The sequence below is a fragment of the Mycobacterium sp. E740 genome (assembly GCF_001672895.1).
Taxonomy (GTDB): Bacteria; Actinomycetota; Actinomycetes; order Mycobacteriales; family Mycobacteriaceae; genus Mycobacterium.
In genome coordinates this window covers 1-22,928 of the sequence record NZ_LZKP01000209.1, presented here as the reverse complement: position 1 = coordinate 22,928, position 22,928 = coordinate 1, and the positions used below count along the sequence as shown (strand labels likewise).

General features: G+C 66.5%; 24 protein-coding genes and 2 pseudogenes. 17 read left to right on the top strand and 9 right to left on the bottom strand.

From position 1 onward, the window contains the following. Positions 1-40 precede the first annotated feature (40 nt). Positions 41-1,291, bottom strand: a complete 1,251-nt coding sequence (locus A5663_RS20275) for a cytochrome P450 (protein ID WP_068153389.1) — start codon at positions 1,289-1,291, stop codon at positions 41-43. Positions 1,292-1,419: 128 nt separating this feature from the next. Between A5663_RS20275 and A5663_RS20270 the strand changes: the two genes are divergently transcribed. After that, positions 1,420-2,583: a steroid 3-ketoacyl-CoA thiolase gene (locus A5663_RS20270; protein WP_068153387.1), complete on the top strand. Its 1,164-nt coding sequence runs from the start codon at positions 1,420-1,422 to the stop codon at positions 2,581-2,583. Here A5663_RS20270 and A5663_RS20265 read toward each other — a convergent pair. Genes A5663_RS20265 through A5663_RS20255 form a run of 3 tightly spaced genes read right to left on the bottom strand, consistent with a single transcriptional unit; the run spans position 2,580 to position 4,662 of the window. Further along, positions 2,580-2,960 carry a hypothetical protein gene (locus A5663_RS20265; protein ID WP_068153384.1) on the bottom strand — a complete coding sequence of 127 codons (381 nt, stop codon included), beginning with the start codon at positions 2,958-2,960 and terminating at the stop codon, positions 2,580-2,582. The two genes, A5663_RS20270 and A5663_RS20265, sit on opposite strands and share 4 nt — an antisense overlap. 22 nt (positions 2,961-2,982) lie before the next feature. Next, on the bottom strand, positions 2,983-3,888 hold the full coding sequence (locus A5663_RS20260; protein WP_068153379.1) for an SDR family oxidoreductase: 906 nt from the start codon (positions 3,886-3,888) through the stop codon (positions 2,983-2,985). Positions 3,889-3,903: 15 nt separating this feature from the next. Then, the gene (locus A5663_RS20255) at positions 3,904-4,662 is read right to left on the bottom strand and encodes an SDR family oxidoreductase (RefSeq protein ID WP_068153376.1); all 759 of its coding nucleotides are present in this window, start codon (positions 4,660-4,662) and stop codon (positions 3,904-3,906) included. Positions 4,663-4,733: 71 nt separating this feature from the next. Between A5663_RS20255 and echA20 the strand changes: the two genes are divergently transcribed. The 7 genes from echA20 to A5663_RS20220 are packed head-to-tail and all read left to right on the top strand — an operon-like array spanning position 4,734 to position 10,769. After that, positions 4,734-5,489 (top strand): (7aS)-7a-methyl-1,5-dioxo-2,3,5,6,7,7a-hexahydro-1H-indene-carboxyl-CoA hydrolase, encoded by a 756-nt coding sequence (gene echA20, locus A5663_RS20250; protein ID WP_068153373.1) that lies wholly within the window; start codon positions 4,734-4,736, stop codon positions 5,487-5,489. Then, positions 5,486-6,364: a cholesterol ring-cleaving hydrolase subunit IpdA gene (gene ipdA / locus A5663_RS20245; RefSeq protein WP_068153371.1), complete on the top strand. Its 879-nt coding sequence runs from the start codon at positions 5,486-5,488 to the stop codon at positions 6,362-6,364. Before echA20 ends, ipdA begins: the two co-directional genes overlap by 4 nt. Then, positions 6,361-7,110, top strand: coding sequence for a cholesterol ring-cleaving hydrolase subunit IpdB (ipdB, locus tag A5663_RS20240; RefSeq protein WP_068153367.1), 750 nt, complete (start codon positions 6,361-6,363; stop codon positions 7,108-7,110). The genes ipdA and ipdB overlap by 4 nt, the downstream gene beginning before the upstream one ends. Further along, positions 7,107-8,177, top strand: coding sequence for a (3aS,4S,5R,7aS)-5-hydroxy-7a-methyl-1-oxo-octahydro-1H-indene-4-carboxyl-CoA dehydrogenase (gene ipdC / locus A5663_RS20235; RefSeq protein ID WP_068153365.1), 1,071 nt, complete (start codon positions 7,107-7,109; stop codon positions 8,175-8,177). The genes ipdB and ipdC overlap by 4 nt, the downstream gene beginning before the upstream one ends. A 43-nt stretch (positions 8,178-8,220) precedes the next feature. Next, entirely contained in the window at positions 8,221-8,874 is a 654-nt protein-coding gene (locus A5663_RS20230; protein WP_068153361.1) for a SatD family protein, read from the top strand. After that, a complete protein-coding gene (locus tag A5663_RS20225; RefSeq protein WP_068153358.1) occupies positions 8,871-9,596 on the top strand; it encodes a hypothetical protein in 726 nt (241 codons plus the stop codon). Before A5663_RS20230 ends, A5663_RS20225 begins: the two co-directional genes overlap by 4 nt. A gap of 57 nt (positions 9,597-9,653) precedes the next feature. Then, positions 9,654-10,769: an NDMA-dependent alcohol dehydrogenase gene (locus A5663_RS20220; protein ID WP_068153354.1), complete on the top strand. Its 1,116-nt coding sequence runs from the start codon at positions 9,654-9,656 to the stop codon at positions 10,767-10,769. A gap of 92 nt (positions 10,770-10,861) precedes the next feature. On the opposite strand, the gene fadA6 is transcribed toward A5663_RS20220, so the two are convergent. Both fadA6 and kstR2 read right to left on the bottom strand, forming a co-directional pair. Further along, positions 10,862-12,019 (bottom strand): steroid 3-ketoacyl-CoA thiolase FadA6, encoded by a 1,158-nt coding sequence (gene fadA6, locus A5663_RS20215; protein ID WP_068153351.1) that lies wholly within the window; start codon positions 12,017-12,019, stop codon positions 10,862-10,864. 1 nt (position 12,020) lies between these two features. Continuing rightward, positions 12,021-12,626: a TetR family transcriptional regulator KstR2 gene (kstR2, locus tag A5663_RS20210; RefSeq protein WP_082974270.1), complete on the bottom strand. Its 606-nt coding sequence runs from the start codon at positions 12,624-12,626 to the stop codon at positions 12,021-12,023. Positions 12,627-12,704: 78 nt separating this feature from the next. On the opposite strand from kstR2, the gene A5663_RS20205 reads away from it, so the two are divergent. From A5663_RS20205 to A5663_RS20190, 4 genes are read left to right on the top strand one after another with little or no spacing between them, the layout of a single operon-like run. Further along, positions 12,705-13,214, top strand: a complete 510-nt coding sequence (locus A5663_RS20205; protein ID WP_156744575.1) for a hypothetical protein — start codon at positions 12,705-12,707, stop codon at positions 13,212-13,214. Positions 13,215-13,265: 51 nt separating this feature from the next. Continuing rightward, on the top strand, positions 13,266-13,577 hold the full coding sequence (locus tag A5663_RS20200; RefSeq protein WP_068153347.1) for a DUF2563 family protein: 312 nt from the start codon (positions 13,266-13,268) through the stop codon (positions 13,575-13,577). Between the two features lie 6 nt (positions 13,578-13,583). Then, complete coding sequence (locus A5663_RS20195) at positions 13,584-15,116, top strand: hypothetical protein (RefSeq protein WP_068153346.1); 1,533 nt, start codon at positions 13,584-13,586, stop codon at positions 15,114-15,116. Continuing rightward, entirely contained in the window at positions 15,116-15,736 is a 621-nt protein-coding gene (locus tag A5663_RS20190) for a hypothetical protein (RefSeq protein ID WP_156744574.1), read from the top strand. Before A5663_RS20195 ends, A5663_RS20190 begins: the two co-directional genes overlap by 1 nt. A 10-nt stretch (positions 15,737-15,746) precedes the next feature. On the opposite strand, the gene ipdF is transcribed toward A5663_RS20190, so the two are convergent. Continuing rightward, positions 15,747-16,535, bottom strand: coding sequence for a (5R,7aS)-5-hydroxy-7a-methyl-1-oxo-2,3,5,6,7,7a-hexahydro-1H-indene-carboxyl-CoA reductase (gene ipdF, locus A5663_RS20185; RefSeq protein ID WP_068153338.1), 789 nt, complete (start codon positions 16,533-16,535; stop codon positions 15,747-15,749). Continuing rightward, positions 16,532-17,680 carry an acyl-CoA dehydrogenase IpdE1 gene (ipdE1, locus tag A5663_RS20180; RefSeq protein WP_068153333.1) on the bottom strand — a complete coding sequence of 383 codons (1,149 nt, stop codon included), beginning with the start codon at positions 17,678-17,680 and terminating at the stop codon, positions 16,532-16,534. Before ipdE1 ends, ipdF begins: the two co-directional genes overlap by 4 nt. A 47-nt stretch (positions 17,681-17,727) precedes the next feature. Between ipdE1 and fadD3 the strand changes: the two genes are divergently transcribed. From fadD3 to A5663_RS22830, 5 genes and pseudogenes are all read left to right on the top strand, one after another. Continuing rightward, positions 17,728-19,272 (top strand): 3-((3aS,4S,7aS)-7a-methyl-1,5-dioxo-octahydro-1H-inden-4-yl)propanoate--CoA ligase FadD3, encoded by a 1,545-nt coding sequence (fadD3, locus tag A5663_RS20175; RefSeq protein ID WP_068153330.1) that lies wholly within the window; start codon positions 17,728-17,730, stop codon positions 19,270-19,272. A 1-nt stretch (position 19,273) separates the two neighbouring features. Next, positions 19,274-20,410 carry an acyl-CoA dehydrogenase family protein gene (locus A5663_RS20170; RefSeq protein ID WP_068153327.1) on the top strand — a complete coding sequence of 379 codons (1,137 nt, stop codon included), beginning with the start codon at positions 19,274-19,276 and terminating at the stop codon, positions 20,408-20,410. Positions 20,411-20,414: 4 nt separating this feature from the next. Next, the gene (locus tag A5663_RS20165) at positions 20,415-21,371 is read left to right on the top strand and encodes an acyl-CoA dehydrogenase family protein (RefSeq protein WP_068153323.1); all 957 of its coding nucleotides are present in this window, start codon (positions 20,415-20,417) and stop codon (positions 21,369-21,371) included. Further along, positions 21,368-22,309, top strand: coding sequence for an acyl-CoA dehydrogenase family protein (locus tag A5663_RS20160; protein WP_068153320.1), 942 nt, complete (start codon positions 21,368-21,370; stop codon positions 22,307-22,309). Before A5663_RS20165 ends, A5663_RS20160 begins: the two co-directional genes overlap by 4 nt. Positions 22,310-22,360: 51 nt before the next feature. Further along, positions 22,361-22,567 (top strand): annotated as a pseudogene (locus A5663_RS22830) (aspartate aminotransferase); the annotation flags it as partial. Between the two features lie 23 nt (positions 22,568-22,590). Here the strand turns inward: A5663_RS22830 and A5663_RS22825 are convergent. Continuing rightward, positions 22,591-22,928 (bottom strand): annotated as a pseudogene (locus tag A5663_RS22825) (aminotransferase class I/II-fold pyridoxal phosphate-dependent enzyme); the annotation flags it as partial.

Genomic DNA, 22,928 nt, shown 5'->3' with positions numbered 1-22,928 from the left:
GAATCCTCCTTGATACCGGGAAATCTGCGCCGTGGCTAAGCTACTTGATCACCGGGCACTGGCCCGTGTAATCGACCTGCCAGTGCTTGATGCCGTTGAGCCAACCGGACTTGAGCCGCTCCGGCTCGCCGATCGGCTTGAGGTCGGGCATGTGGTCGGCGACCGCGTTGAAGATCAGGTTGATGGTCATCCGCGCCAGGTTGGCGCCGATGCAGTAGTGCGCGCCGGTGCCGCCGAACCCGACGTGCGGGTTGGGATTGCGCATGATGTCGAAGGTGTGCGGGTTCTCGAAGACCTCGTCGTCGAAATTCGCTGAGCGGTACGACATCACGACCCGCTGGCCCTTCTTGATCTGCACTCCGCCGAGCTCGACGTCCTCGAGGGCGGTGCGCTGGAACGCCGAGACGGGGGTGGCCCAGCGAACGATCTCGTCGGCGGCGCTCTCGGGCCGCTCGCGCTTGTAGAGCTCCCACTGCTCGGGGTTCTGCGAGAACGCGATCATGCCGTGGGTGATCGAGTTCCGGGTGGTCTCGTTGCCGGCCACCGCGAGCATCACGACGAAGAAGCCGAACTCGTCGTCGCTGAGCTTCTCCCCCTCGACGTCGGCCTCGATCAGCGTGGTGACGATGTCGTCGGTCGGGTTCTTGGCCCGCTCCTCGGCCATCTGCATCGCGTACTGGATCAGCTCGACCGAGGACAGTGCCGGGTCGATGTGCGCGTACTCGGGGTCTTCACCGGCGGTCATCTCGTTCGACCACCGGAACAGCTTGTCGCGGTCGTCCTGCGGCACGCCCAGCAGACCGGCGATCGCCTGCAGCGGAAGCTCGCATGACACCTGCTCGACGAAGTCTCCGCTGCCCGAGGCGGCCGCCTGCTTGGCGATGTTCTGCGCGCGCTGGTCGAGTTCCTCCTGCAACCGGCCGACAGCCCGCGGGGTGAAGCCGCGGGAGATGATCTTGCGCAGCCGGGTGTGTTGCGGCGCGTCCATGTTCAGCAGCACGCTGCGCTGCAGGTCGATGGCATCGCGCGTCATGTCCTGCGGCCAGACCGGGATGGCGCCGTCCGGGGAGCTGCCGAAGACGTCGTTGCGCTTCGACACCTCTTTGACGTCGGCGTGCTTGGTCACCAGCCAGTAGCCCTTGTCCCCGAAGCCACCCGTGCCACCGGGTACGTCGACCCAATGCACCGGCTCCGACTTGCGCAGTTCGGCCAACTCCTCGACCGGCAGCCGCTCGAGGTTCAGGCTCGCGTCGAGGAAGTCGAAGCCGTCAGGGATGTTGGGGCAAGGCATGGAAAAGCTCCTCTGCGACGAGAATTGCAACGTGTTCTAGTGCCAGTAAAACATGGCTTCTGCGCAGATAAAAGGCAGGTCGCCAACCTCGCTTGTCAGAGTAATGAAACGTGTTCTAGCCTGACCGAATGGGCAACCCCGTCATCGTCGAAGCCACCCGCAGTCCTATCGGTAAACGCAACGGCTGGCTGTCCGGCCTGCACGCCACCGAACTGCTCGGCGCCACGCAGAAAGCGCTCATCGACAAGGCCGGCATCGACGCCGGCGACGTCGAGCAGATCGTCGGAGGCTGCGTCACACAGTACGGCGAGCAGTCCAACAACATCACGCGGGTGAGCTGGCTGGTGGCCGGGCTGCCGGAGCACGTCGGCGCGATGACCGTCGACTGCCAGTGCGGCAGCGGGCAGCAGGCCAACGGACTGATCGCCGGTCTCATCGCGGCGGGCGCCATCGACATCGGCATCGCCTGCGGTATCGAGGCGATGAGCCGGGTGGGGCTGGGCGCCAACGCCGGGCCCGACCGCAGCATCCTTCGGCCGGCCTCGTGGGACATCGACCTGCCCGACCAGTTCACCGCCGCCGAGCGGATCGCCAAGCGGCGCGGGATCACTCGCGAGGAGATCGACCGGTTCGGTTTCGACTCTCAGCGCAAGGCCAAGCAGGCGTGGGCCGAGGGCCGGTTCGACCGCGAGATCAGTGGCATCGAGGCGCCGGTGCTCGACGAGCAGAAGCAACCGACCAGCGAGCGTCATGTCGTGACTCGCGACCAGGGCTTGCGCGACACCACGATCGAGGGGTTGGCATCGCTGAAGCCCGTGCTCGAAGGCGGCATCCACACCGCGGGCACGTCGTCGCAGATCTCCGACGGCGCCGCCGCCGTGCTGTGGATGGACGAAGACAAGGCACGGGCGCTCGGCCTGAAGCCGCGGGCGCGCATCGTCAGCCAGGCGCTGGTCGGCGCCGAGCCGTACTACCACCTCGACGGCCCGGTTCAGTCGACGGCCAAGGTGCTGGAAAAAGCCGGCATGAAGATGGGTGACATCGACATCGTCGAGATCAACGAGGCGTTCGCATCCGTCGTGCTGTCGTGGGCGCGGGTGCACGAACCCGACATGGACCGCGTCAACGTCAACGGCGGCGCGATCGCGCTGGGGCATCCGGTGGGCAGCACCGGTAGCCGGTTGATCACCACCGCCCTGCACGAGTTGGAGCGCACCGACAAGAGCACCGCGCTGATCACGATGTGCGCCGGTGGTGCGCTGTCCACCGGCACGATCATCGAACGGATCTAGGCGCGCTGCAGTCCCGGGCGCACGCGCGCCCTGATGTGGTGGATCTGCCCGTCGGAAGCGGGAATGAGGAAGGTCTCCTCGGTGCGCGCGACCACGCGGCGCCCGACGATCCTCGGCTTGGTGACGACGGTGAACGTCGCGTGCACCTCGTCGCCGTCGACCCGGAAATCGCGGTCGACGATCGCCTCGATGATCCGGAACTGTGGTCCGCGATCCAGGCTGCGCCGCAGATGTTTTCCCGAGAAACCGGTCTTGAGGCCGTTTTCGATCCGGACGCAGTCCGGGGCGAAGGCGACGTCGTCGGCCCGATGGCTGACCAGTGCGTCGATGTAAGCCTCAGCGGCGGCGATGCGGTCGGTGTCAGACAGTGTGCCCATCGACCGAGCATAGGAGTTCCCGCTAGGCGCCGTACACCGGAACCGGCTGGCGCGCCTTGTCCAGGAGGCCGGCGACGACGGGTCCGAGTTCGGCGGGGTCCCACCGTGCGCCCTTGTCCGCCTGCGGGCCGTGCGCCCAGCCCTCGGCGACCCGCACGATGCCACCCTCGACCTCGAACATGCGGCCGGTGACGTCTCTCGATTCCACGCTGCCGAGCCAGACCACCAGCGGCGAGACGTTCTCCGGCGCCATCGCATCGAAGTCCTGGCCCTGCGTGGACATCATCTCGGCGAACACGGTCTCGGTCATCCGGGTCCGTGCCGACGGCGCGATCGCGTTGACCGTGACGCCGTAGCGGCCCATCTCGGCGGCGGCCACCAGCGTCAGCGCAGCGATCCCCGCTTTGGCGGAGCTGTAATTGGCTTGTCCCACACTGCCTTGCAAGCCGGCGCCGGAACTGGTGTTGATGATCCGGGCGTCAACGGCGTTGCCGGCTTTCGACTGCGCACGCCAGTACGCCGCGGCGTGCCGCATGGTGGCGAAATGGCCCTTGAGGTGGACGGCGATGACGGCGTCGAACTCTTCTTCGCTCGTGTTGGCGAACATCCGGTCGCGGACGATGCCCGCGTTGTTGACCAGGACGTCGAGCCCACCGAACGTGTCGACCGCGGTCTGGATCAAGCCCTCGGCCTGCGCCCAGTCCGCGACGTTGGCGCCGTTGGCGACGGCCTCTCCGCCGGCGGCGGTGATCTCGTCGACGACGCTCTGGGCGGCGCTACCGCCGCCGGCCGGCGAGCCGTCCAGGCCGACACCGATGTCGTTGACCACGACGCGGGCGCCCTCGGCGGCGAACGCGAGCGCATGCGCGCGCCCGATGCCGCCGCCCGAACCCGTCACGATGACCACGCGGCCGTCGAGCAATCCCATGATCTGCTGTCTCCCTTATTTCTTGATGTCTGCCGTTGTGGTTTGCAAGTAGTGCGGCGGCTCGCCGCCACCGTGCACCTCGAGCGAGGCGCCGCTGATGTAGGACGCCGCGTCTGAGGCCAGAAACGCCGCGGCCCAACCGATGTCGTCGGGCTTGGCCAGGCGGCCGAGGGGCACGTTGCGCGAGATCGCCGCGATGGAATCGGCGTCGCCGTAGAACAATTCGGACTGCTCGGTCTCGACCATCCCGACCACCACCGAGTTCACCCGGACCTTGGGCGCCCACTCGACGGCCAGGGTCGCGGTGATGCTTTCCATCCCCGCTTTGGCGGCGCCGTAGGGCGCGGTCCCCGGTGTGGGCCTGCGACCGCTGACACTGGCGATGTTGACGATCGAGCCGCCCTGATCCTGTTTCTGCATCACTGCATTCGCATGTGTCGAGACCGAAAGCGGCCCAAGGAGATTGAGCTCGACGATCTTCCTGCTGAACTTGGCCGACGACTCGGCGGCGAGCACGTAGGGCGATCCGCCCGCGTTGTTCACCACGACGTCGATCCGACCGTGGCGCTCTGCGATCGCCGCGATCATCGCAGCCACCGCGTCGTCGTCGCGTACGTCGCACGGATGGAACTCGTACGGCAGGCCGTCCACCGGCCGGCGAGCACACGTCACGACGACGGCCCCCTGGCCGGCGAACACGGCGCTGATACCCGCGCCGACCCCGCGCACACCACCGGTCACCAGCACGACCCTGCCTTCGAGCCCCAGCTTCATGTCTTGGCGGTCGGTCACTGTGCTAGCGTACCAAGCAAGTGCTTGCTTTCCTACCGGACCCAGGAAGTGCCATGACGATCGATTCCACCCTCACCGAACCGGGCATCGTCTCGGTCACCGTCGACTACCCGCCGGTCAACGCGATTCCGTCGCGCGGCTGGTTCGAACTCGCCGACGAGATCACCAAGGCCGGCGCCGACCCTTCGACGCACGTCGTGATCCTGCGCGCGGAGGGTCGCGGCTTCAACGCCGGCGTCGACATCAAGGAGATGCAGCGCACCGAGGGCTTCACCGCGCTGATCGACGCCAACCGCGGCTGCTTCGCCGCGTTCAAGGCGGTGTACGAGTGTGCGGTCCCGGTGGTCGCTGCCGTCAACGGGTTCTGCGTCGGCGGCGGCATCGGCCTGGTCGGCAACGCCGACGTCATCGTGGCCTCCGATGACGCGACGTTCGGGCTGCCCGAGGTCGAGCGCGGTGCGCTGGGCGCCGCGACACACTTGTCCCGGTTGGTGCCGCAGCACATGATGCGGCGGCTGTTCTTCACCGCCGCCACCGTCGACGCGGCGACCCTGCACCACTTCGGCTCGGTGCACGAGGTGGTGCCGCGCGACCAGCTCGACGAGGCCGCGCTACGCGTCGCGCGTGACATCGCCGCCAAGGACACCCGGGTGATCCGGGCCGCCAAGGAGGCACTGAACCTCATCGACGTACAGAAGGTGAACTCGAGCTACCGCATGGAGCAGGGCTTCACGTTCGAGCTGAACCTGGCGGGCGTGTCGGACGAGCATCGCGATGCATTCGCGGGGACGGACAAGGGCGCGAAATGAGCGACAAGCGAACAACTCTCGACGAGGCCGTCGCATCCGTTCGTAGTGGCATGACCATCGGCATCGGCGGATGGGGCTCACGCCGCAAGCCGATGGCTTTCGTGCGGGCGCTGCTGCGCACCGACGTCACCGACCTGACCGTCGTCACCTATGGCGGACCCGATCTCGGCCTGCTGTGTTCGGCCGGCAAGGTGAAGCGCGTCTACTACGGCTTCGTATCGCTGGACTCGCCACCGTTCTACGACCCGTGGTTCGCCAAAGCCCGGACCAGCGGAGCCATCGAGGCCCGCGAGATGGACGAGGGCATGCTGCGGTGCGGCCTGCAGGCGGCGGCGCAGCGACTGCCGTTCCTGCCGATCCGGGCCGGCCTCGGCAGCGACGTCCGCGCGTTCTGGGGTGACGAGCTCAAGACGGTGAGGTCGCCGTACCCGACGGGCGACGGCTACGAGGAACTCATCGCGATGCCTGCGCTGACGCTCGATGCCGCGTTCGTCCACATGAATCTCGGTGACGCCCAGGGCAATGCGGCCTACACGGGTATCGATCCGTATTTCGACGACCTCTACCTGATGGCGGCCGAGCAGCGGTTCCTGTCGGTGGAACGCGTGGTGTCCACCGAGGAACTGATCAAGGCGGTGCCGCCGCAGGCGCTGCTGATCAACCGGATGATGGTCGACACCGTCGTCGAAGCGCCCAACGGCGCGCACTTCACCACGGCCGAACCGGACTACCGGCGCGACGAGAAGTTCCAGCGGCACTACGCCGAGGCGGCGGGTTCCGACGAGTCGTGGCAGCAGTTCGTGCAGACCTACCTGTCGGGCAGCGAGGCCGATTATCAAGCGGCGGTGCGCAACTTCAAGGAGCAACAGCAATGATGTCGGTATCCCGCGCCGAGGTGTGCGCTGTGGCGTGCGCCGAACTGTTCCGCGACGCCGGTGAGATCATGGTCAGCCCGATGGCCACGATGGTGTCGGTCGGTGCCCGGCTCGCCCGCTTGACCTTCTCCCCCGACATCCTGCTCACCGACGGCGAGGCGCGCCTGCTCGCCGACACGCCGGCCATCGGTGCCGCCGGTGCGATCGAGGGCTGGATGCCGTTCGGCCGGGTCTTCGAGACGCTGGCATGGGGCCGGCGCCATGTGGTCATGGGCGCCAACCAGATTGACCGGTACGGCAACCAGAATCTCTCGGCGTTCGGGCCGCTGCAGCATCCGACGCGCCAGATGTTCGGTGTCCGCGGTGCGCCGGGCAACACGATCAACCACGCGACCAGCTACTGGGTCGGCAACCACTCGAAGCGCGTCTTCGGTGACTCGGTCGACGTAGTCTCTGGGATCGGCTGGGACAAGGTTGATCCCGCCAACCCCGCCTACCGGTTCGCCAACGTCTACCGGGTGGTGACCAACCTCGGCGTGTTCGACTTCAACGGGCCCGACCATCAGATGCGCGCGGTGTCACTGCATCCCGGCGTGCAGGCCGAACAGGTAGCCGAGAACACCTCGTTCGAGGTCCATGGCCTGGACTCCGCCGAGGAGAGCCGGTTGCCGACCGCGGACGAGCAGCAGTTGCTCCGCGAGGTGATCGATCCGAAATCCCTGCGGGACAGGGAGATACGGTCATGACCAAACTGCGTACGCCGCTGACCGAGCTCGTCGGTATCGAGCATCCGGTGGTCCAGACCGGCATGGGCTGGGTGGCGGGTGCCCGCCTGGTCTCGGCGACGTCGAACGCCGGCGGTCTCGGCATCCTCGCGTCGGCGACCATGACGCTCGAGGAACTGCAGACCGCGGTGACGAAGGTCAAGGCGTCCACCGACAAACCGTTCGGCATCAACATCCGCGCGGACGCGGGCGACGCCGACCAGCGCATCGACCTGCTGATCCGTGAAGGCGTCAAGGTCGCTTCGTTTGCCTTGGCGCCCAAGCCCGACCTGATCGCCAGACTCAAAGAGGCCGGCGTCGTGGTGATTCCGTCGGTCGGGCTGGCCAAGCACGCCAAGAAGGTGGCGGCTTGGGGCGCGGACGCCGTCATCGTGCAGGGCGGCGAGGGCGGCGGCCACACCGGGCCGATCGCGACGACGCTGTTGCTGCCGTCGGTGCTCGATGCCGTCGCCGACACCGGGATGCCGGTGATCGCCGCTGGTGGCTTCTTCGACGGGCGCGGCCTCGCGGCGGCGCTGTCCTACGGCGCTGCGGGTGTCGCGATGGGCACTCGATTCCTGCTGACGTCGGACTCGACCGTGCCGGATGCAGTCAAGCGGCGATACCTTGAATCCGGGTTGGACGGCACCGTCGTCTCGACCCGCGTCGACGGTATGCCGCACCGGGTGCTGCGCACCGGGCTGGTGGAGAAGCTGGAAAGCGGATCACGGCTGCGCGGGTTCTCGGCGGCCGTGCACAACGCGCAGAAGTTCAAGAAGATGTCCGGCATGACGTGGCGGTCGATGGTCCATGACGGTCTCGAGATGCGCCACGGCAAGGAGCTCACCTGGTCGCAGGTCGTGATGGCGGCCAACACCCCGATGCTGTTGAAGGCCGGTCTCGTCGAAGGCAACACCGACGCGGGCGTGCTGGCCTCAGGGCAGGTCGCGGGCATTCTCGACGATTTGCCGTCGTGCGCGGAGCTGATCGAGACGATCGTCGCGGACGCCGTCAGACAGCTGCGGCAAGCTCAGTCCTACGTGGAGTGAAGCTCCTAGCTTAAATTCGGTGTTGTGAAGCTATACTCTTCATATGCCGGAGGTGAAGCGTCCTTCTTCATCAGCGCCGCGGGCGACGCTGATCGGCGATGTCGTGGGGTCACGCCGTGTCGCCGACAGGGCCGCTGCGCACCACTCGATCAACGAGGCGCTGGCCGGCGCCGCCCACGAGGCGATCCATCCCCCCGCCTTCACCGTCGGCGACGAGTTCCAGGGGAGCTATCCGAGCGTCGGCGCGGCGATCGAAGCGGCTCTGACCATCCGGCTGGCGGTGAGCCCGACCATCGATGTCCGGTTCGGCATCGGTTGGGGCAGGGTCGCGGTCCTGGATTCCGAGGCGGGCATCCAGGACGGCCCGGGGTGGTGGGCGGCCAGGGAGGCGATCGAATGGACCGCGGACGCGCAGCGGCAACCGGGCCTGGCGTTGGTGCGGACGTCCTTTCGAGCGGACGCAGGCACCCGGTCGGACATCGATGCCGTCAATGCCGCGCTGTTGTGTCGGGACCATCTGCTTGGATCGCTCGATGACCGCTCACTACGGATTGTGCAGGGCTTGTTGACCGATCGAACGAAGAAGGACATCGCCGCCGCTGAGCACATCAGCGCCTCGGCGGTGTCGCAACGCGCGGGCCGCGACGGGCTGGACCTGATCGTGGTGGCCTCGCGCTACCTGCGGAGCGTCCCGTGAGCGCGGTCGCGGTGATGTTGATCGCGATGGGCATCGCCGATGTTCTCCGCCGGGTGACCGATCGGCTGTGGGTGTCCGCTTCGGCGGCGCCGGTCGTTGTCGTGGCATGTGCGGCACTCGCCGGGCTGTGGCGGTTGGGCGACATCGTGCTGTTGACCTTCGCGGCGCTGGCGAGCGTCGGCTGGGTGGTGTGGGGCGCGCGCGCCGAGCGGATGGGCCGGGGTCAGGTGGCGCCGTTGCTCGTCTTCGCTACCGCGCTGGCGGTGCTGATCCTGTTGTCGGGCTGGGATTCCGACGTGGCGGGTGTGCTGGGCCGGTGGCCGTCGTGGGTCGGTATCGCAGTGCCCCCGGATCGGCTGCTGATGATCGTCGGCGTGACGTTGATGCAACTCGTGACGGGGAATCAGCTCGTGCGACTGGTGCTCGGTTCCGTCGGAGCGGTGAAGCCCGCCGGGCAGCCGCAGGCGTCGGACCGGTTGAAGGGCGGCCGCCTGCTCGGGCCGATGGAGCGCGTGCTGATCGTCGGCCTCGGCCTGGCCGGCCAGCTCGCCGCCGCCACCGCCGTCGTCGCCGCGAAAAGTGTCATCCGTTTCCCGGAGATCAACGCGCAGAAGGCCCGCGAGAACGGGGTGATCGGCATCGACGACGTGACGGAGTACTTCCTCGTCGGAAGCTTCGCGAGCTGGATCGTCGCGCTCGGCGGCTTGGCTCTCGCACACTGAACGGTAAGCCTTTCGATTCGCCCGTATTCCAGCCGCGCTTTTCCTAAACTCGCGGCCATGAAAACCAACGCCGCCGTCCTGTGGGGACTCAACGAGCCGTGGAGCATCGAGGAGATCGACCTCGACGGACCCAAGGAGGGTGAGGTCCTGGTCTCGTTCGAGGCCACCGGCCTGTGCCATTCGGATCACCATGTCGTCACGGGCGATTTCGCCGGTGTGCCGCTGCCGATCATCGGCGGCCACGAAGGCGCGGGTGTGGTTGCCGACGTCGGGCCCGGCGTGCGTGATCTCAAAGTCGGCGACCATGTGGTCACCTCGTTCCTGCCTGCGTGCGGACGCTGCCGCTGGTGCGCCAGCGGGCACCAGAACCTCTGCGACCTCGGCGCGCTCATCCTGGTCGGTCTGCAGGCTGACGGCACCTATCGTCGCAAGGTCGGGGGCAAGGACGTCGGGATCCTGTCGGGCGTGGGGAGCTTCTCGCAGCTGGGCACGTTGTCGGAGGCGTCGGTCGTGAAGATCGACGACGACCTTCCTCTGGCGCGCGCGTGCCTGCTGGGCTGCGGGGTGATGACCGGCTGGGGGTCTGCGGTCAACACCGCCGACATCAGCCCGGGCGACACGGTGGTGATCATCGGCTGCGGCGGCATCGGCAGCGGCGCGATCCAGGGCGCGCGACTTGCCGGCGCGGAACACATCGTCGTGGTGGACATCGTGGAAACCAAGCGGGACAAGGCATTTGAATTCGGTGCCACGCACTTCGTGACGTCGATGGCCGAGGCCATGGAAATCGTCGGCGAGCTGACCCGCGGCGTGATGGCCGACTCCGCGCTGTTGACGATGGGCGTGCTCGAGGGCCGGATGATCGACGAGGCGCTCAACATCGTCCGAAAAGGCGGAGCGGTGGTGATGACCGCGATCGCCTCGATGGCGGACGTGACCCCGACGCTGTCCATGGCGATGATGACGCTGTTCCAGAAGCGGCTACTGGGCAGCCTCTACGGCGAGGCCAATCCGCGCGCCGACATCCCGCGTCTGCTCAACCTCTACCGCGACGGCAAGCTGCTGCTCGACGAAACCGTCACGGCCGAATACAAACTCAACGACATCAACGACGGCTACGACGACATGCTCGCCGGCCGCAACATCCGCGGCGTGATCATCCACGACCACTGAAGGCCCCTCCCCTGAGCGCGAGCGTGCGTGTCTGTCGGCGACACGCCGCTCGCGCACAGCATTTCGCGCACGCTCGCGCTAAGAACAGAGGCTCAGAGGCGCTCGATGATCGTCACGTTGGCGGTGCCGCCGCCCTCGCACATCGTCTGCAGGCCATAGCGACCGCCGGTGCGCTCCAACGTGTTCAGCATCGTGGCGAAGAGCTTTGCACCCGTCGCGCCAAGCGGATGACCGAGCGCGATGGCACCGCCGCTGGGATTGACCTTCGCGTGATCAGCGCCGGTCTCCTTGAGCCACGCCATCACGACCGGCGCGAACGCCTCGTTGATCTCGACGGTGTCGATGTCGTCGATCGTCAGCCCCGTCTTCTTCAACGCGTACTCGGTCGCCGGGATCGGACCGGTCAGCATGAACACCGGATCGGCACCGCGGGCGCTGATGTGATGGATGCGGGCACGCGGCTTGAGGCCGTGGTCCTTGACGGCCTGCTCCGAGGCCAGCAGCACCGCACTGGCGCCGTCGGAGATCTGGCTGGCCATCGCGGCAGTCAGCCGACCGCCGTCGACCAGCGTCTTGAGCCCGGCCATCTTCTCCAGCGAGGTGTCGCGGGGCCCCTCGTCGGTGACGAAGCCGTCGACCGGGATGATCTCGTTCTCGAAGTAGCCGGAACGAATCGCCTCCTGCGCGCGCTGATGGCTGGCCAGCGAGTACTCCTCCATCTCCTCGCGCGAGATGCTCCACTTCTCCGCAATGAGCTCGGCGCCGCGGAACTGGGAGATCTCCTGGTCCCCGTACCGGTGCAGCCAGCTCTTGGATTCGTTTGTCGGAGAGGTGAATCCGTACTGCTCGCCCGCTGTCATCGCCGACGAGATCGGAATCTGGCTCATGTTCTGCATGCCGCCGGCCAGGATCAGGTCGGCGGTGCCGGACATGATCGCCTGTGCGCCAAAGGAAATCGCCTGCTGGCTGGATCCGCACTGCCGGTCGACGGTGACGCCGGGCACCTCTTCGGGGTAGCCGGCCGCCAGCCACGACAGCCGCGCGATGTTGCCGGCCTGCGGCCCGATCGCGTCGACGCATCCGGCGATGACGTCGTCGACCGCGCCCGGGTCGACGTCGACGCGTTCGAACAGTCCGCGCCACGCCGCGGCGCCCAGGTCGACGGGATGCACACCGGCCAGCGACCCGTTGCGCTTGCCGACCGCGGTGCGTACGGCGTCGATGACGTATGCCTCAGAAGAGCCAGCCATGTCAGTCCTTTTCTCTAGTGATGCCGCCAAGCACGATTGACAGATATTGCCGGCCGACCTCTTCGGCCGTCAGTGGCCCGCCGGGTTGATACCAGCGGACCGAAACCCAGGTGGTGTCGCGGATGAACCGGTAGACCAGGTCGACGTCGATGTCGGGCCGGAAGTTGCCCTCCTCGATGCCCTGGTTGAGCAGGTCCAGCCACATCTTGCGTTGCTCTTGGTTGCGTTTCTCGACATAGGAGAACCGCTCCTGGCCGGCCAGCCGCTTGGCTTCGTCCTGGTAGATGACGACCTGGGCGTGCCGGTGTTCGATGGCCTCGAACGAGGCGAGGAACAAACCCTTGAGCCGCTCGAGCGGATTGGGTTCGGTGTCGACGATCTCCTGGTAACGCTTGAACAGCCAGTCGAGAAATCCGCGCAGCACCTCGTCGACCATCTCCTCCTTGGAGGCGAAGTGGTGGTACAAGCTGCCCGAGAGGATGCCGGCGGAGTCGGCGATGTCACGCACAGTGGTCGCCCGCAAGCCGCGCTCGGCGAACATCGTCGCGGCGAGCTCGAGAAGCTCGTCACGTCTGCTCGCCGGCTGACTCGGCGGTGCCTGACCCACTCCGACAGCCTATCAACCAAGCGCTTGCTCGGCTACAACAGTTGGGCCGGCCGGCTAGTCCTTCGGTAAACATGTACGGTGACCGACTCGCCACAAAAGCCGGGACCCTGGAGTCGACTCTCCCGACGCACGAAAATCGTCCTCATCACCGATCTGGGCATTCTGGTGATCCTGCTCGGCGTCGCCGCGCTGTACGTGGAGAAATCCCGACCCGACCCGGTCGTGTCAGACGCCTCGCCGACAAGAGCGACGACGTCAGCGGCCCCGTCACCCCTTCAAACGTCCTATGGTTTCGCATGGATCGTCGCGGCGTGCGGCGGCGCGATGACCATGCAGGACTTGCCCGAATCACCCTTGCCGCGAGCAGAGGACTACGCGGTGTGCCTTGCGCCCGGCAGCGGCGCCTCGATGGTGATAGGTGTGTACGACGACGGCTCGGCACTCGACGACGATGTCGCCGACCTGCGCATTCCGCATCGCTATGCCACTCGCGTCGACGACATGGACAAGCATTGGCTCGTGTTGGCCGAGGGGGACAGCGCCGCACCTCTGACACCGCTGCAACGCTATGACTTCCACATCCGGTAGAGCGGGAATTCGGCGCATCGAGCTAACATCGCGTTCCCCTAGGCTGGGGGCATGTTCGTCGACACCGACTTGCTGCGGATGGGCGCCGACTTCTCGAAGAGCGCCGGCGAGATTGTGAAACGGGGCGCTGCAGAACTTGCATCGACGCCCGTACCGGCTGGCATCTTCGGCGACTTCGATGCTGCACACGCGTTTCACAATGCTCTCGGGCGCGCGCATGAGGCACAGGTCGCGACGATGCATTCGCACCACGCCGGGCTGAGCGGTCTGGCCGAGAAGGCAAATGACGGCGCTGCACACTTCGTAAAGCAGGATGACGCGGGTGCAGCGGCGGTGCGCGTAGCCGGTGAAGGCTTCGACTGAGCGAGGATGACGGTCGAACTAGAGCACCTTGACGTCGGAGAGCTGACCTCGAGAGCCGGTGGCGACCCTTGGAAGCTGAACCGCATGGTGCAGAGTGGATCTCCCGGTGAGATCAGCGAACTCGCTACCGCGTTCTACAAGGCCGGAGTCTGCACCGGCGAGACCAGCGACGAGTTCAATAGCGCGAAGCAGCGATTCGGGGCAGCGTGGGATCGTCAAGACGGCGGTGGACATCCGATCAATGACTCAGCAGAGGTTCAGCGTGCGACCGAGTCGTTGCACCTTAGCCGCGAACAGATCACTCGTGTCGCGGTCGATCTCCAGACCGTTTCCGCATCGCTGGCCGAAGCCCAACGAAGCGGCGACATCGCGGTCGGCAATCTCGAGTCCGCGCTGCGGGCGATCGACAACCAGATCGACCGTGAGATCGCCAATGCATCGGCCAACGGTGAGCACGTCGACATCTCAGAGCTCGAAAGGGCGGCGGTGGATAGGACGCGCGAGGCGCTCGAGGCCGTGCAGTCTGTTCGAGACAGTTACTCGGAGCAGTTGGACAGGTCACGTCTGGAGATGGCCGCCGAGGGCTACTCACCCGACGCGATGAGAGGCAGCGAGGGGCAACAGGAAGCGCCGGCGGTACAGGAGGCGCATCAGGACGCCGACCGGTACGGCAGCGGCCAACGAGACGCCGATCAGGCGCTGCTAGACGCTCCTGGACCGTGGACTCCCGAGAAGAAAGCAGCCGCCGCCCGTCTGCGGGACTACGCAACGATCAACGATCCGACGGCAAGCCTCGATCAGGTGCGCTATGCCGGACAACGACTCGACGACTACCACCTGACCACGACCTCCGGCCCGCTGCCAACAGATCCGGTGCTCGGCGGTAACGCACGGTCGCAAGCACGAACGCGGTTGGAGATGCAGGCCAAGCTTGAACAGGGCCTACTCGACACGGCGCCGATGCCACCAGATCAAGCCACCGCGATGATCAATCGAAGTGAGGCGGAAGCTCGGGCGTTGGTAATTTCGCGTGTCCAGGATGAGCTTCAGCGATTCGGAATGTCGCCAGAAGGTGCAGCCGCCGCGACGAGCAGCATGGCAAACGGCGTCGTTCCACAGGAGCTTGTCGCTGCTGCCTCTGCAGCCGGCAAGCCGATCGCGGGCGGGAAAGAGGCGTTCAACCATTTCGCGGAGTCATTGCCGACTGGTAGTCATTGGCGACCGGAAATAGCCACGTTTTCAACCAGTGATATCGAGGTGCTCAAGAAGGTCGGCGGAAACCTCGGCTTCGCCGGGAATCTGATCGACGTTGGTGTCGGTGTTTACGAATGGCGAACCGGCACGCCGGCGGGAGAGGTCATCGCCAAGACAGGCGGCAGCATGGGCGGCGCTGCGGGAATGGGAACGCTCGGGGCGTACCTCGGTGCACCGGGGGGACCAGTTGGCGTGTTCGCGGGCGCTTTCATTTTGGGCACAATCGGTGCCATCGCCGGCGAGGAAGGCGGAGAAGCCGCGTACACGTGGATCATGGGCAGTTGATGAACGACGCGTTCATGCTTTCTGCCTTCGTCGGCCTCGGCGCCGCAATCTCTGCGCGGTGGATGCCTTTGGCCACCGGTCGAGTCGTGTTCTGGATCGGTACGGCTTGTGCATGCGTATCCGTCTTCTTGATGACTTATCCGCCCGAATGGCAGTCGGGACTTCTGATGTCGCTTTTCGTCGGATGCGCCACCGTTGTCACCGCATACATCAACACTGAATTCATCTCGATTGGCGGCAAGACCTACACTCTCTTCGCCGATAGTCATCGCATCGATGATTACGGCGGCGGACTCACAGCCAAAAAAGCGTGGTGGCTGGCGACCCTCGGGGTGGCCATGATCATCCTTATTGCCATCGTGTACTACGTGGCCGGAGCCGGCGCTTGGGTACCGACTGCGGGATGTGTCGTAATCATTGGTGCCGCACTATCATTCGGATACCGCGATGCAGCCACGGCTCAGCGACTTGCATCGGGTCAGCAGGTTCAATTCGGACTACTGTCGGTTATGACAGTGGGGATTTTCTCAGTCGCGTACCTAGGCTCATATCACGGCTGCAAACGCTGGCTCGTGAAACGGCAGGCATATGGACGACACCAACGACGACACCTTGAGTGAGACGCCCTCGCTAAGCTCGTTGGCTCGACACCGAAATCACCTCTCCAGTCAGGTAACTGGAGTATTCACTGGCGAGGAAGGCGATCGTGGCCGCGACCTCCCACGGCTCGGCGGCGCGGCCGAACGCCTCACCCTCCGAGAGTCGGTCCAGCAGGTCCGAACTGCTGGTCTTCTCGAGGAACTTGTGTCGCGCGATGCTCGGCGACACGGCGTTGATACGCACGCCGTACTCGACGGCTTCGATCGCGCTGCACCGCGTCAGCGCCATCACCCCGGCCTTGGCAGCGGCGTAGTGCGACTGCGAATGCTGTGCGCGCCAACCCAACACACTTGCATTGTTGACGATCACACCGCCGTGATCCGCTTCGCGGAAGTACCGCAGCGCTGCCCGCGTCGCGCGCATCACCGACGTCAGCGTGACGTTGAGGACGCGGTCCCACTCCTCATCGGTCATATCGACGACGGGCGTCTGCCCGCCCAGTCCGGCGTTGTTGACCAACACGTCCAGCCGGCCCATCCGCGCGGTGGTCGACGCGATCAGCGCGTCGACCTGGGCGGTGGACGTCACGTCACACACGACGCTCTCGACGCGCCCCAGGCCGAGTTCGGCCAGCTGGTCACGCGTCTCGTTCAGTCGCCGCTCGTGATGGTCGGACACCACCACGTCGGCGCCTTCGGCGAGCGCCCGACGCGCCACCGCGGCGCCGATACCCGTGCCGGCGGCTGCCGTCACGACGACCACCTTGCCGGTCAGAAGACCGTGTCCGGCAATCTCTTTCGGGGCTTCTGACAGGTTCAACCCTTGGGCTCCCTCGGTAGGCCGAGCACCCGCTCGGCGATGATGTTGCGCTGCACTTCGTTGGAGCCGCCGTAGATGGTGTCGGCTCGGGAGAACAGATACAGCCGCTGCCACTCGTCGAAGTCACCGTCGGTCAGCGTCAGACCATCGCGGCCGAGCACGTCCATCGCGATCTCGCCGAGGTCGCGATGCCAGTTCGCCCACAACAGCTTTGAGACATTGTCTTGACCCGGTTGTTCCACGTCCATCGTCGCCAGCGCATACGACCGCATCGTGCGCAGCCCCGCCCACGACCGTGCTAGCCGCTCGCGGATCAGCGGGTCATCGGCGGCGCCAGTGCGTTTCGCCAACTCGGCGACGCCGGAAAGCTCGCGCGCGTACTCGATCTGCTGACCGAGCGTGGACACTCCGCGCTCGAATGTCAGCGTGCCCATCGCGACCCGCCAGCCGTCACCCGGCTCACCGACCACCAGGGAAGCCTCGGTGCGCGCGTCGTCGAAGAAGACCTCGTTGAACTCCGAGTCACCGGTCAACTGCACGATCGGACGGACCTCGACACCGGGCTGGTCCAACGGCACCAACAGGTACGACAGCCCGGCGTGGCGCTTGGAACCCTTCTCGGTGCGGGCGACGACGAAGCACCACTGCGCCCAGTGCGCCAGCGAGGTCCACACCTTCTGGCCGTTGATCACCCACTCGTCGCCGTCGAGTTCGGCGGTCGTCGACACGTTCGCGAGGTCGCTGCCGGCGCCCGGCTCGGAGTAGCCCTGGCACCACAGCTCGGTGACATCGAGGATCTTCGGCAGGAACCGCTGCTGCTGCTCGGCGGTGCCATACGCGATCAGCGTCGGGCCGAGCAGTTCCTCACCGAAATGGTTGACCTTCGCCGGGGCGTTCGCGATCGCGTACTCCTCGTAGAACGCGACCCGGTGCGCGACGGAGAGCCCGCGGCCACCGTGCTCTTCCGGCCACCCGAGACAGGTGTAACCGGCCTCGGCGAGGTGCCTGTTCCACTTCAGGCGTTCCTCGAACGCCTCGTCCTCGCGCCCCGGGCCGCCGAGCCCTTTGAGCGCGGCGTACTCGCCGACCAGGTTGTCGGCGAGCCACTGACGGACCTCGGCCCGGAACTCCTCGACCTCAATCACCCTTGTAGGCTAACCTACCAAGCACTTGCTTTGTTAGAGGAGCATCGATGATTGCCGATCGGCGGACCGTCCCCCGGGTCTTGGACCGGATCGCCGACCAGTTTTCCGACCACAATGCGCTGGTCACCGACGATCGTCGGATCACCTACGCCGAACTGCGCGACGAGGTGCGACGCGTCGCCGCCGCGATGATCGCCCTCGGGATCAACGCGGGGGACCGCGTCGCGATCTGGTCACCCAACACCTGGCACTGGGTCGTCGCCTGCCTGGGCACCCACTACGCCGGCGGCGTCGTGGTCCCGCTCAACACCCGCTACACCGCCAGCGAGGCCACCGACATTCTCGGGCGGACGCGCGCTCCCCTGCTGTTCGCATCGGGCGAGTTCCTCGGCGCCGACAGGGCAGCATCCCTGGACCGCCACGCGCTGCCCGACCTGCGCCACGTGGTGCGGGTACCGGTCGATAAGGACGACGGCACCTGGGACGAGTTCACCGCTGCCGGCACGGACCTCGACGCCGTCGACACGCGGGCGGCCGCAATCCAACCCGACGACGTGTCCGACATCCTGTTCACCTCCGGCACCACCGGGCGCAGCAAGGGTGTGCTGTGCGCGCACCGGCAATCGCTCGACGCGCCCGCGGCCTGGGCGGAGTGCGGGCGACTCACCAGCGACGACCGCTACCTGTGCATCAACCCGTTCTTCCACAACTTCGGCTTCAAAGCCGGCATCCTGGCCTGCCTGCAGACCGGCGCGACGCTCATACCGCAGTTGACGTTCGATCCCGAGAAGACGATGGCCGCCGTGCAGGAACACCGGATCACGGTGCTGCCCGGGCCACCGACGATCTACCAGACGCTGCTCGACCACCCGAAACGCGCCGACTACGACCTGTCCTCGCTCCGCTTCGCGGTCACCGGCGCGGCGACGATCCCGGTCGTGCTGATCGAGCGGATGCAAAACGAACTCGACATCGACATCGTGCTGACCGCGTACGGCCTGACCGAGGCAAGCGGTTTCGGCACCATGTGCCGCGCCGACGACGACGCCGTCACCGTCGCCACCACCTCCGGACGACCGATCGCGGATTTCGAGCTGCGCATCGACGGAGCCGGCGAAGACGACGCGGGCGAGGTGCTGCTGCGCGGACCGAACGTGATGCTCGGCTATCTCGACGATCCCGACGCGACCAGCGCCGCAATCGATTCCGATGGCTGGCTGCACACCGGCGACGTCGGCACCCTCGACGCGAACGGCAACCTGCGCATCACCGACCGCCTCAAGGACATGTATATCTGCGGCGGCTTCAACGTCTATCCGGCCGAGATCGAACAGGTGCTGGCCCGGCTCGACGGCGTCGCCGAGACCGCGGTGATCGGGGTGCCCGACGAACGACTCGGCGAGGTGGGCAAGGCATTCGTCGTCACCAAGCCCGGCTTCGAACTCGACGAAGAGACAGTGATCACCTACACCCGTCAGCATCTGGCGAACTTCAAGACACCGCGTTCGGTGGAGTTCCTCGATGCATTGCCGCGCAACCCGGGCGGCAAGGTGGTCAAGCCCCTGTTGCGCAACCAGACTGAAAGGGCCTGATGTGGACCTGAATTTCGACGACGCGACCCTGGCCTTCCAGGCGGAGGTACGCGAGTTCCTGGCGAGCAACAAAGACTCCTTCCCGACAAAGTCCTATGACACGGCCGAAGGATTCGAGCAGCACCGCCGTTGGGACAAGGTGCTTTTCGACGCGGGACTGTCGGTTGTGACGTGGCCGGAGAAGTACGGCGGCCGCGACGCGAGCCTGCTGCAGTGGGTCGTTTACGAGGAGGAGTACTTCCGGGCGGGCGCACCGGGACGCGCCAGCGCGAACGGCACCTCGATGCTGGCACCGACCCTCTTCGCGCACGGCACCGAAGAGCAGCTCGATCGGGTACTGCCGAAAATGGCGAGCGGCGAGGAGATTTGGGCGCAAGCGTGGTCTGAGCCGGAGTCCGGCAGCGACCTTGCCTCGCTCAGGTCGACCGCTACCAGGACCGACGGCGGCTGGCTGCTCAACGGCCAGAAGATCTGGAGTTCACGTGCACCGTTCGGTGAGCGTGGGTTCGGTCTGTTCCGCTCGGATCCGGAGGCGCAGCGCCACAAGGGGCTGACGTACTTCATGTTCGATCTGGCGGCCGACGGGATCACGGTGCGACCCATCGCCCAGCTCGGCGGCGACACCGGCTTCGGCGAGATCTTCCTCGACGACGTGTTCGTGCCCGACCACGACGTGATCGGTGAGGTCCACGACGGCTGGCGCGCGGCGATGAGCACGTCGAGCAACGAGCGCGGTATGTCGCTGCGAAGCCCTGCGCGGTTCCTCGCCCCGGCTGAACGGCTTGTCGCGCAATGGAAGCAGAGCCCGGACACCGATTTGAAGGCTGCGTTCGCCGATCGGGTCGCCGACGCCTGGATCAAGGCGCAGGCGTACCGCCTGCACACGTTCGGCACGGTCACCAGAGTGAGCGCAGGCGGTGAGCTGGGAGCCGAGTCGAGCGTGACCAAGGTGTTCTGGTCGGACCTCGACGTCGCCATCCACCAAACGGCCTTGGATCTGCGCGGAGCAGACGCCGAGCTCGCCGATAGCTGGACCGAAGGGTTGTTGTTCTCTCTCGGCGGCCCGATCTACGCGGGCACCAACGAGATTCAGCGCAACATCATCGCCGAACGCCTGCTGGGACTCCCCCGAAAGTAGACAGATGAACTTCGAGATTGACGAACAGCAGCGCGACTTCGCCGCCAGCATCGACGCTGCGCTGGGCGCCGCCGACATGCCGGGGGCGGTTCGGGCGTGGGCCGCAGGTGACCCCGCTCCCGGCCGCAAGGTGTGGGCACAGCTGGCGGAGCTCGGCGTCACCGCGCTCGTCGTCCCCGAGAAGTACGACGGAATCGAGGCGCATCCGGTCGACCTGGTGGTCGCGCTGGAACGGCTCGGCCGGTGGTGCGTGCCCGGGCCGGTTGCCGAATCGATCGCCGTCGCACCGCTGCTGCTGCGCGAGGACGAACGAAGTGCAGCCTTGGCATCAGGCGAGCTGATCGCCACCGTGGCCATGCCGCCGCATGTGCCGCGTGCCGTCGACGCCGACACCGCGGGGCTGATCCTGCTGGCAGCCGACGGTCAAGTGCGCGACGCCACCCCGGGTGCCCAGCACGAGTCCGTCGACCCCAGCCGAAAGCTGTTCGACGTCAACGCGTCCGGGGACGCAAACCCGGCCGATGTAGCGCGCGCCTACCAGTTCGGTGTGCTTGCTATCGCCGCCCAGTTGGTCGGCGCCGGGCAGGCGATGCTGGACATGTCGGTCGAATATGCCAAGCAGCGCAGCCAGTTCGGCAAGGCCATCGGCACCTATCAGGCCATCAAGCACAAACTCGCCGACGTGCACATCGCGGTGGAGCTGGCTCGCCCGCTGGTATACGGCGCGGCGCTGTCGCTGGCCGACGGGTCGCCCGACACCGCGCGTGACGTCAGCGCCGCCAACGTCGCCGCCTCCGAAGCAGCACTGCTCGCAGCGCGTTCGTCGTTGCAGACGCACGGCGCGATCGGCTTCACCCAGGAGCACGATCTGTCGTTGTGGCTGCTGCGCGTTCAGGCCTTGCGCTCGGCGTGGGGTGACCCGAGTGTGCACCGTCGGCGAGTATTGGAGGGCCTCTCGTGAGTGAAGAACGGCAACTTCTGCGTGAGACCGTCGCGGCGCTTGTCGAGAAACATGCCTCGCCCGCCGCGGTCCGCGAGGCGATGGAATCCGAACGCGGATACGACGAATCGCTGTGGACGCTGCTGTGTGAGCAGGTCGGTGCGGCGGCGCTGGTGGTGCCCGAAGAGCTCGGCGGGGCGGGTGGTGAACTCGCCGACGCGGCCGTCGTACTCGAGGAACTGGGCAAGGCGTTGGTGCCGACGCCGCTGCTCGGTACCACGCTCGCCGAGCTCGCGCTGCTGGCGGCCGACGAACCGGATACCGGCGCGCTCGAAGGGTTGACCGAGGGCGTCAAGCTCGGCGCGGTCGTGTTCGACGCCGGCTACGTCGTCAACGGTGACGTCGCCGACGTGGTGATCGCCGCCGACGGTGAGCGGCTTGCCAGGTGGACGGAGTTCACGGCCCATCGTGTCGAGGCGATGGACTTGACGCGCCGGCTGGCACGCGTCGAGCCGCAGGAGACCGTCGACATCGGTGCCGACCCCGGCCTGGCCGACACCGCCGCGCTGCTGCTCGCCGCTGAGCAGATCGGCGCGGCCAGCCGGTGCCTCGACCTCACGGTGCAGTACACGAAGGACCGGGTGCAGTTCGGCAGGCCGATCGGCAGTTTTCAGGCGCTTAAGCACCGGATGGCCGACCTGTACGTGGCGGTGCAGTCCGCACGCGCCGTCGTCGACGAGGCGATGGCGACGCCGTCGGCGACATCTGCTGCGCTGGCCCGGTTCTCGGCGAGTGAAGCACTCATAAAGGTGGCAGCCGAAGCCGTGCAGATGCACGGCGGCATAGCGATCACCTGGGAACACGACATCCAGCTCTACTTCAAGCGCGCGCACGGCAGCGCGCAGCTGCTCGGGCCGCCGCGCGAATATCTGCGGCGGCTCGAGTCGCAGGTGTTCTAGCGTTACAGCGTGAGTACTTCGCTGCGGTCCGGGGTTCCGCCGTTCTACGTGATGGACGTGTGGCTGGCCGCCGCGGAACGCCAGCGCAGCCACGGCGACCTGGTCAACCTCTCCGCCGGGCAGCCCAGTGCCGGCGCGCCCGCGGCGGTGCGGGCGGCGGCCAGGGAAGCGCTGGACACCACGGTGCTCGGTTACACCGTCGCGCTCGGCATTCCGGAACTGCGGGTCGCGATCGCGGGCGCGTATCTGGATCGGCACGGGCTGCACGTCGACCCGAACGATGTTGTGATCACGACGGGTTCGTCAGGCGGGATCACCGTGCCGGTCGGGTTGGCCGGGCTGGCCACGATGACGCCCCGCACGGGCGGGTCGAGCTCCTCGAGCATCTGCACAGTGGGCTGGAAACGGGTCTCGGGGCCGCAGGGAATCTCGACGACCTCACAGCCGAGCGCCGACAAGATGTTTCGGTAACACGGATAGCCGGGACTGGCGATCGCCACCCGGTCGCCGACGTCGAAACAGGCCAGGAACGTCAACAGGAACCCGCCTGACGAACCCGTCGTGATCACAACATCGTTCGGGTCGACGTGCAGCCCGTGCCGATCCAGATACGCGCCCG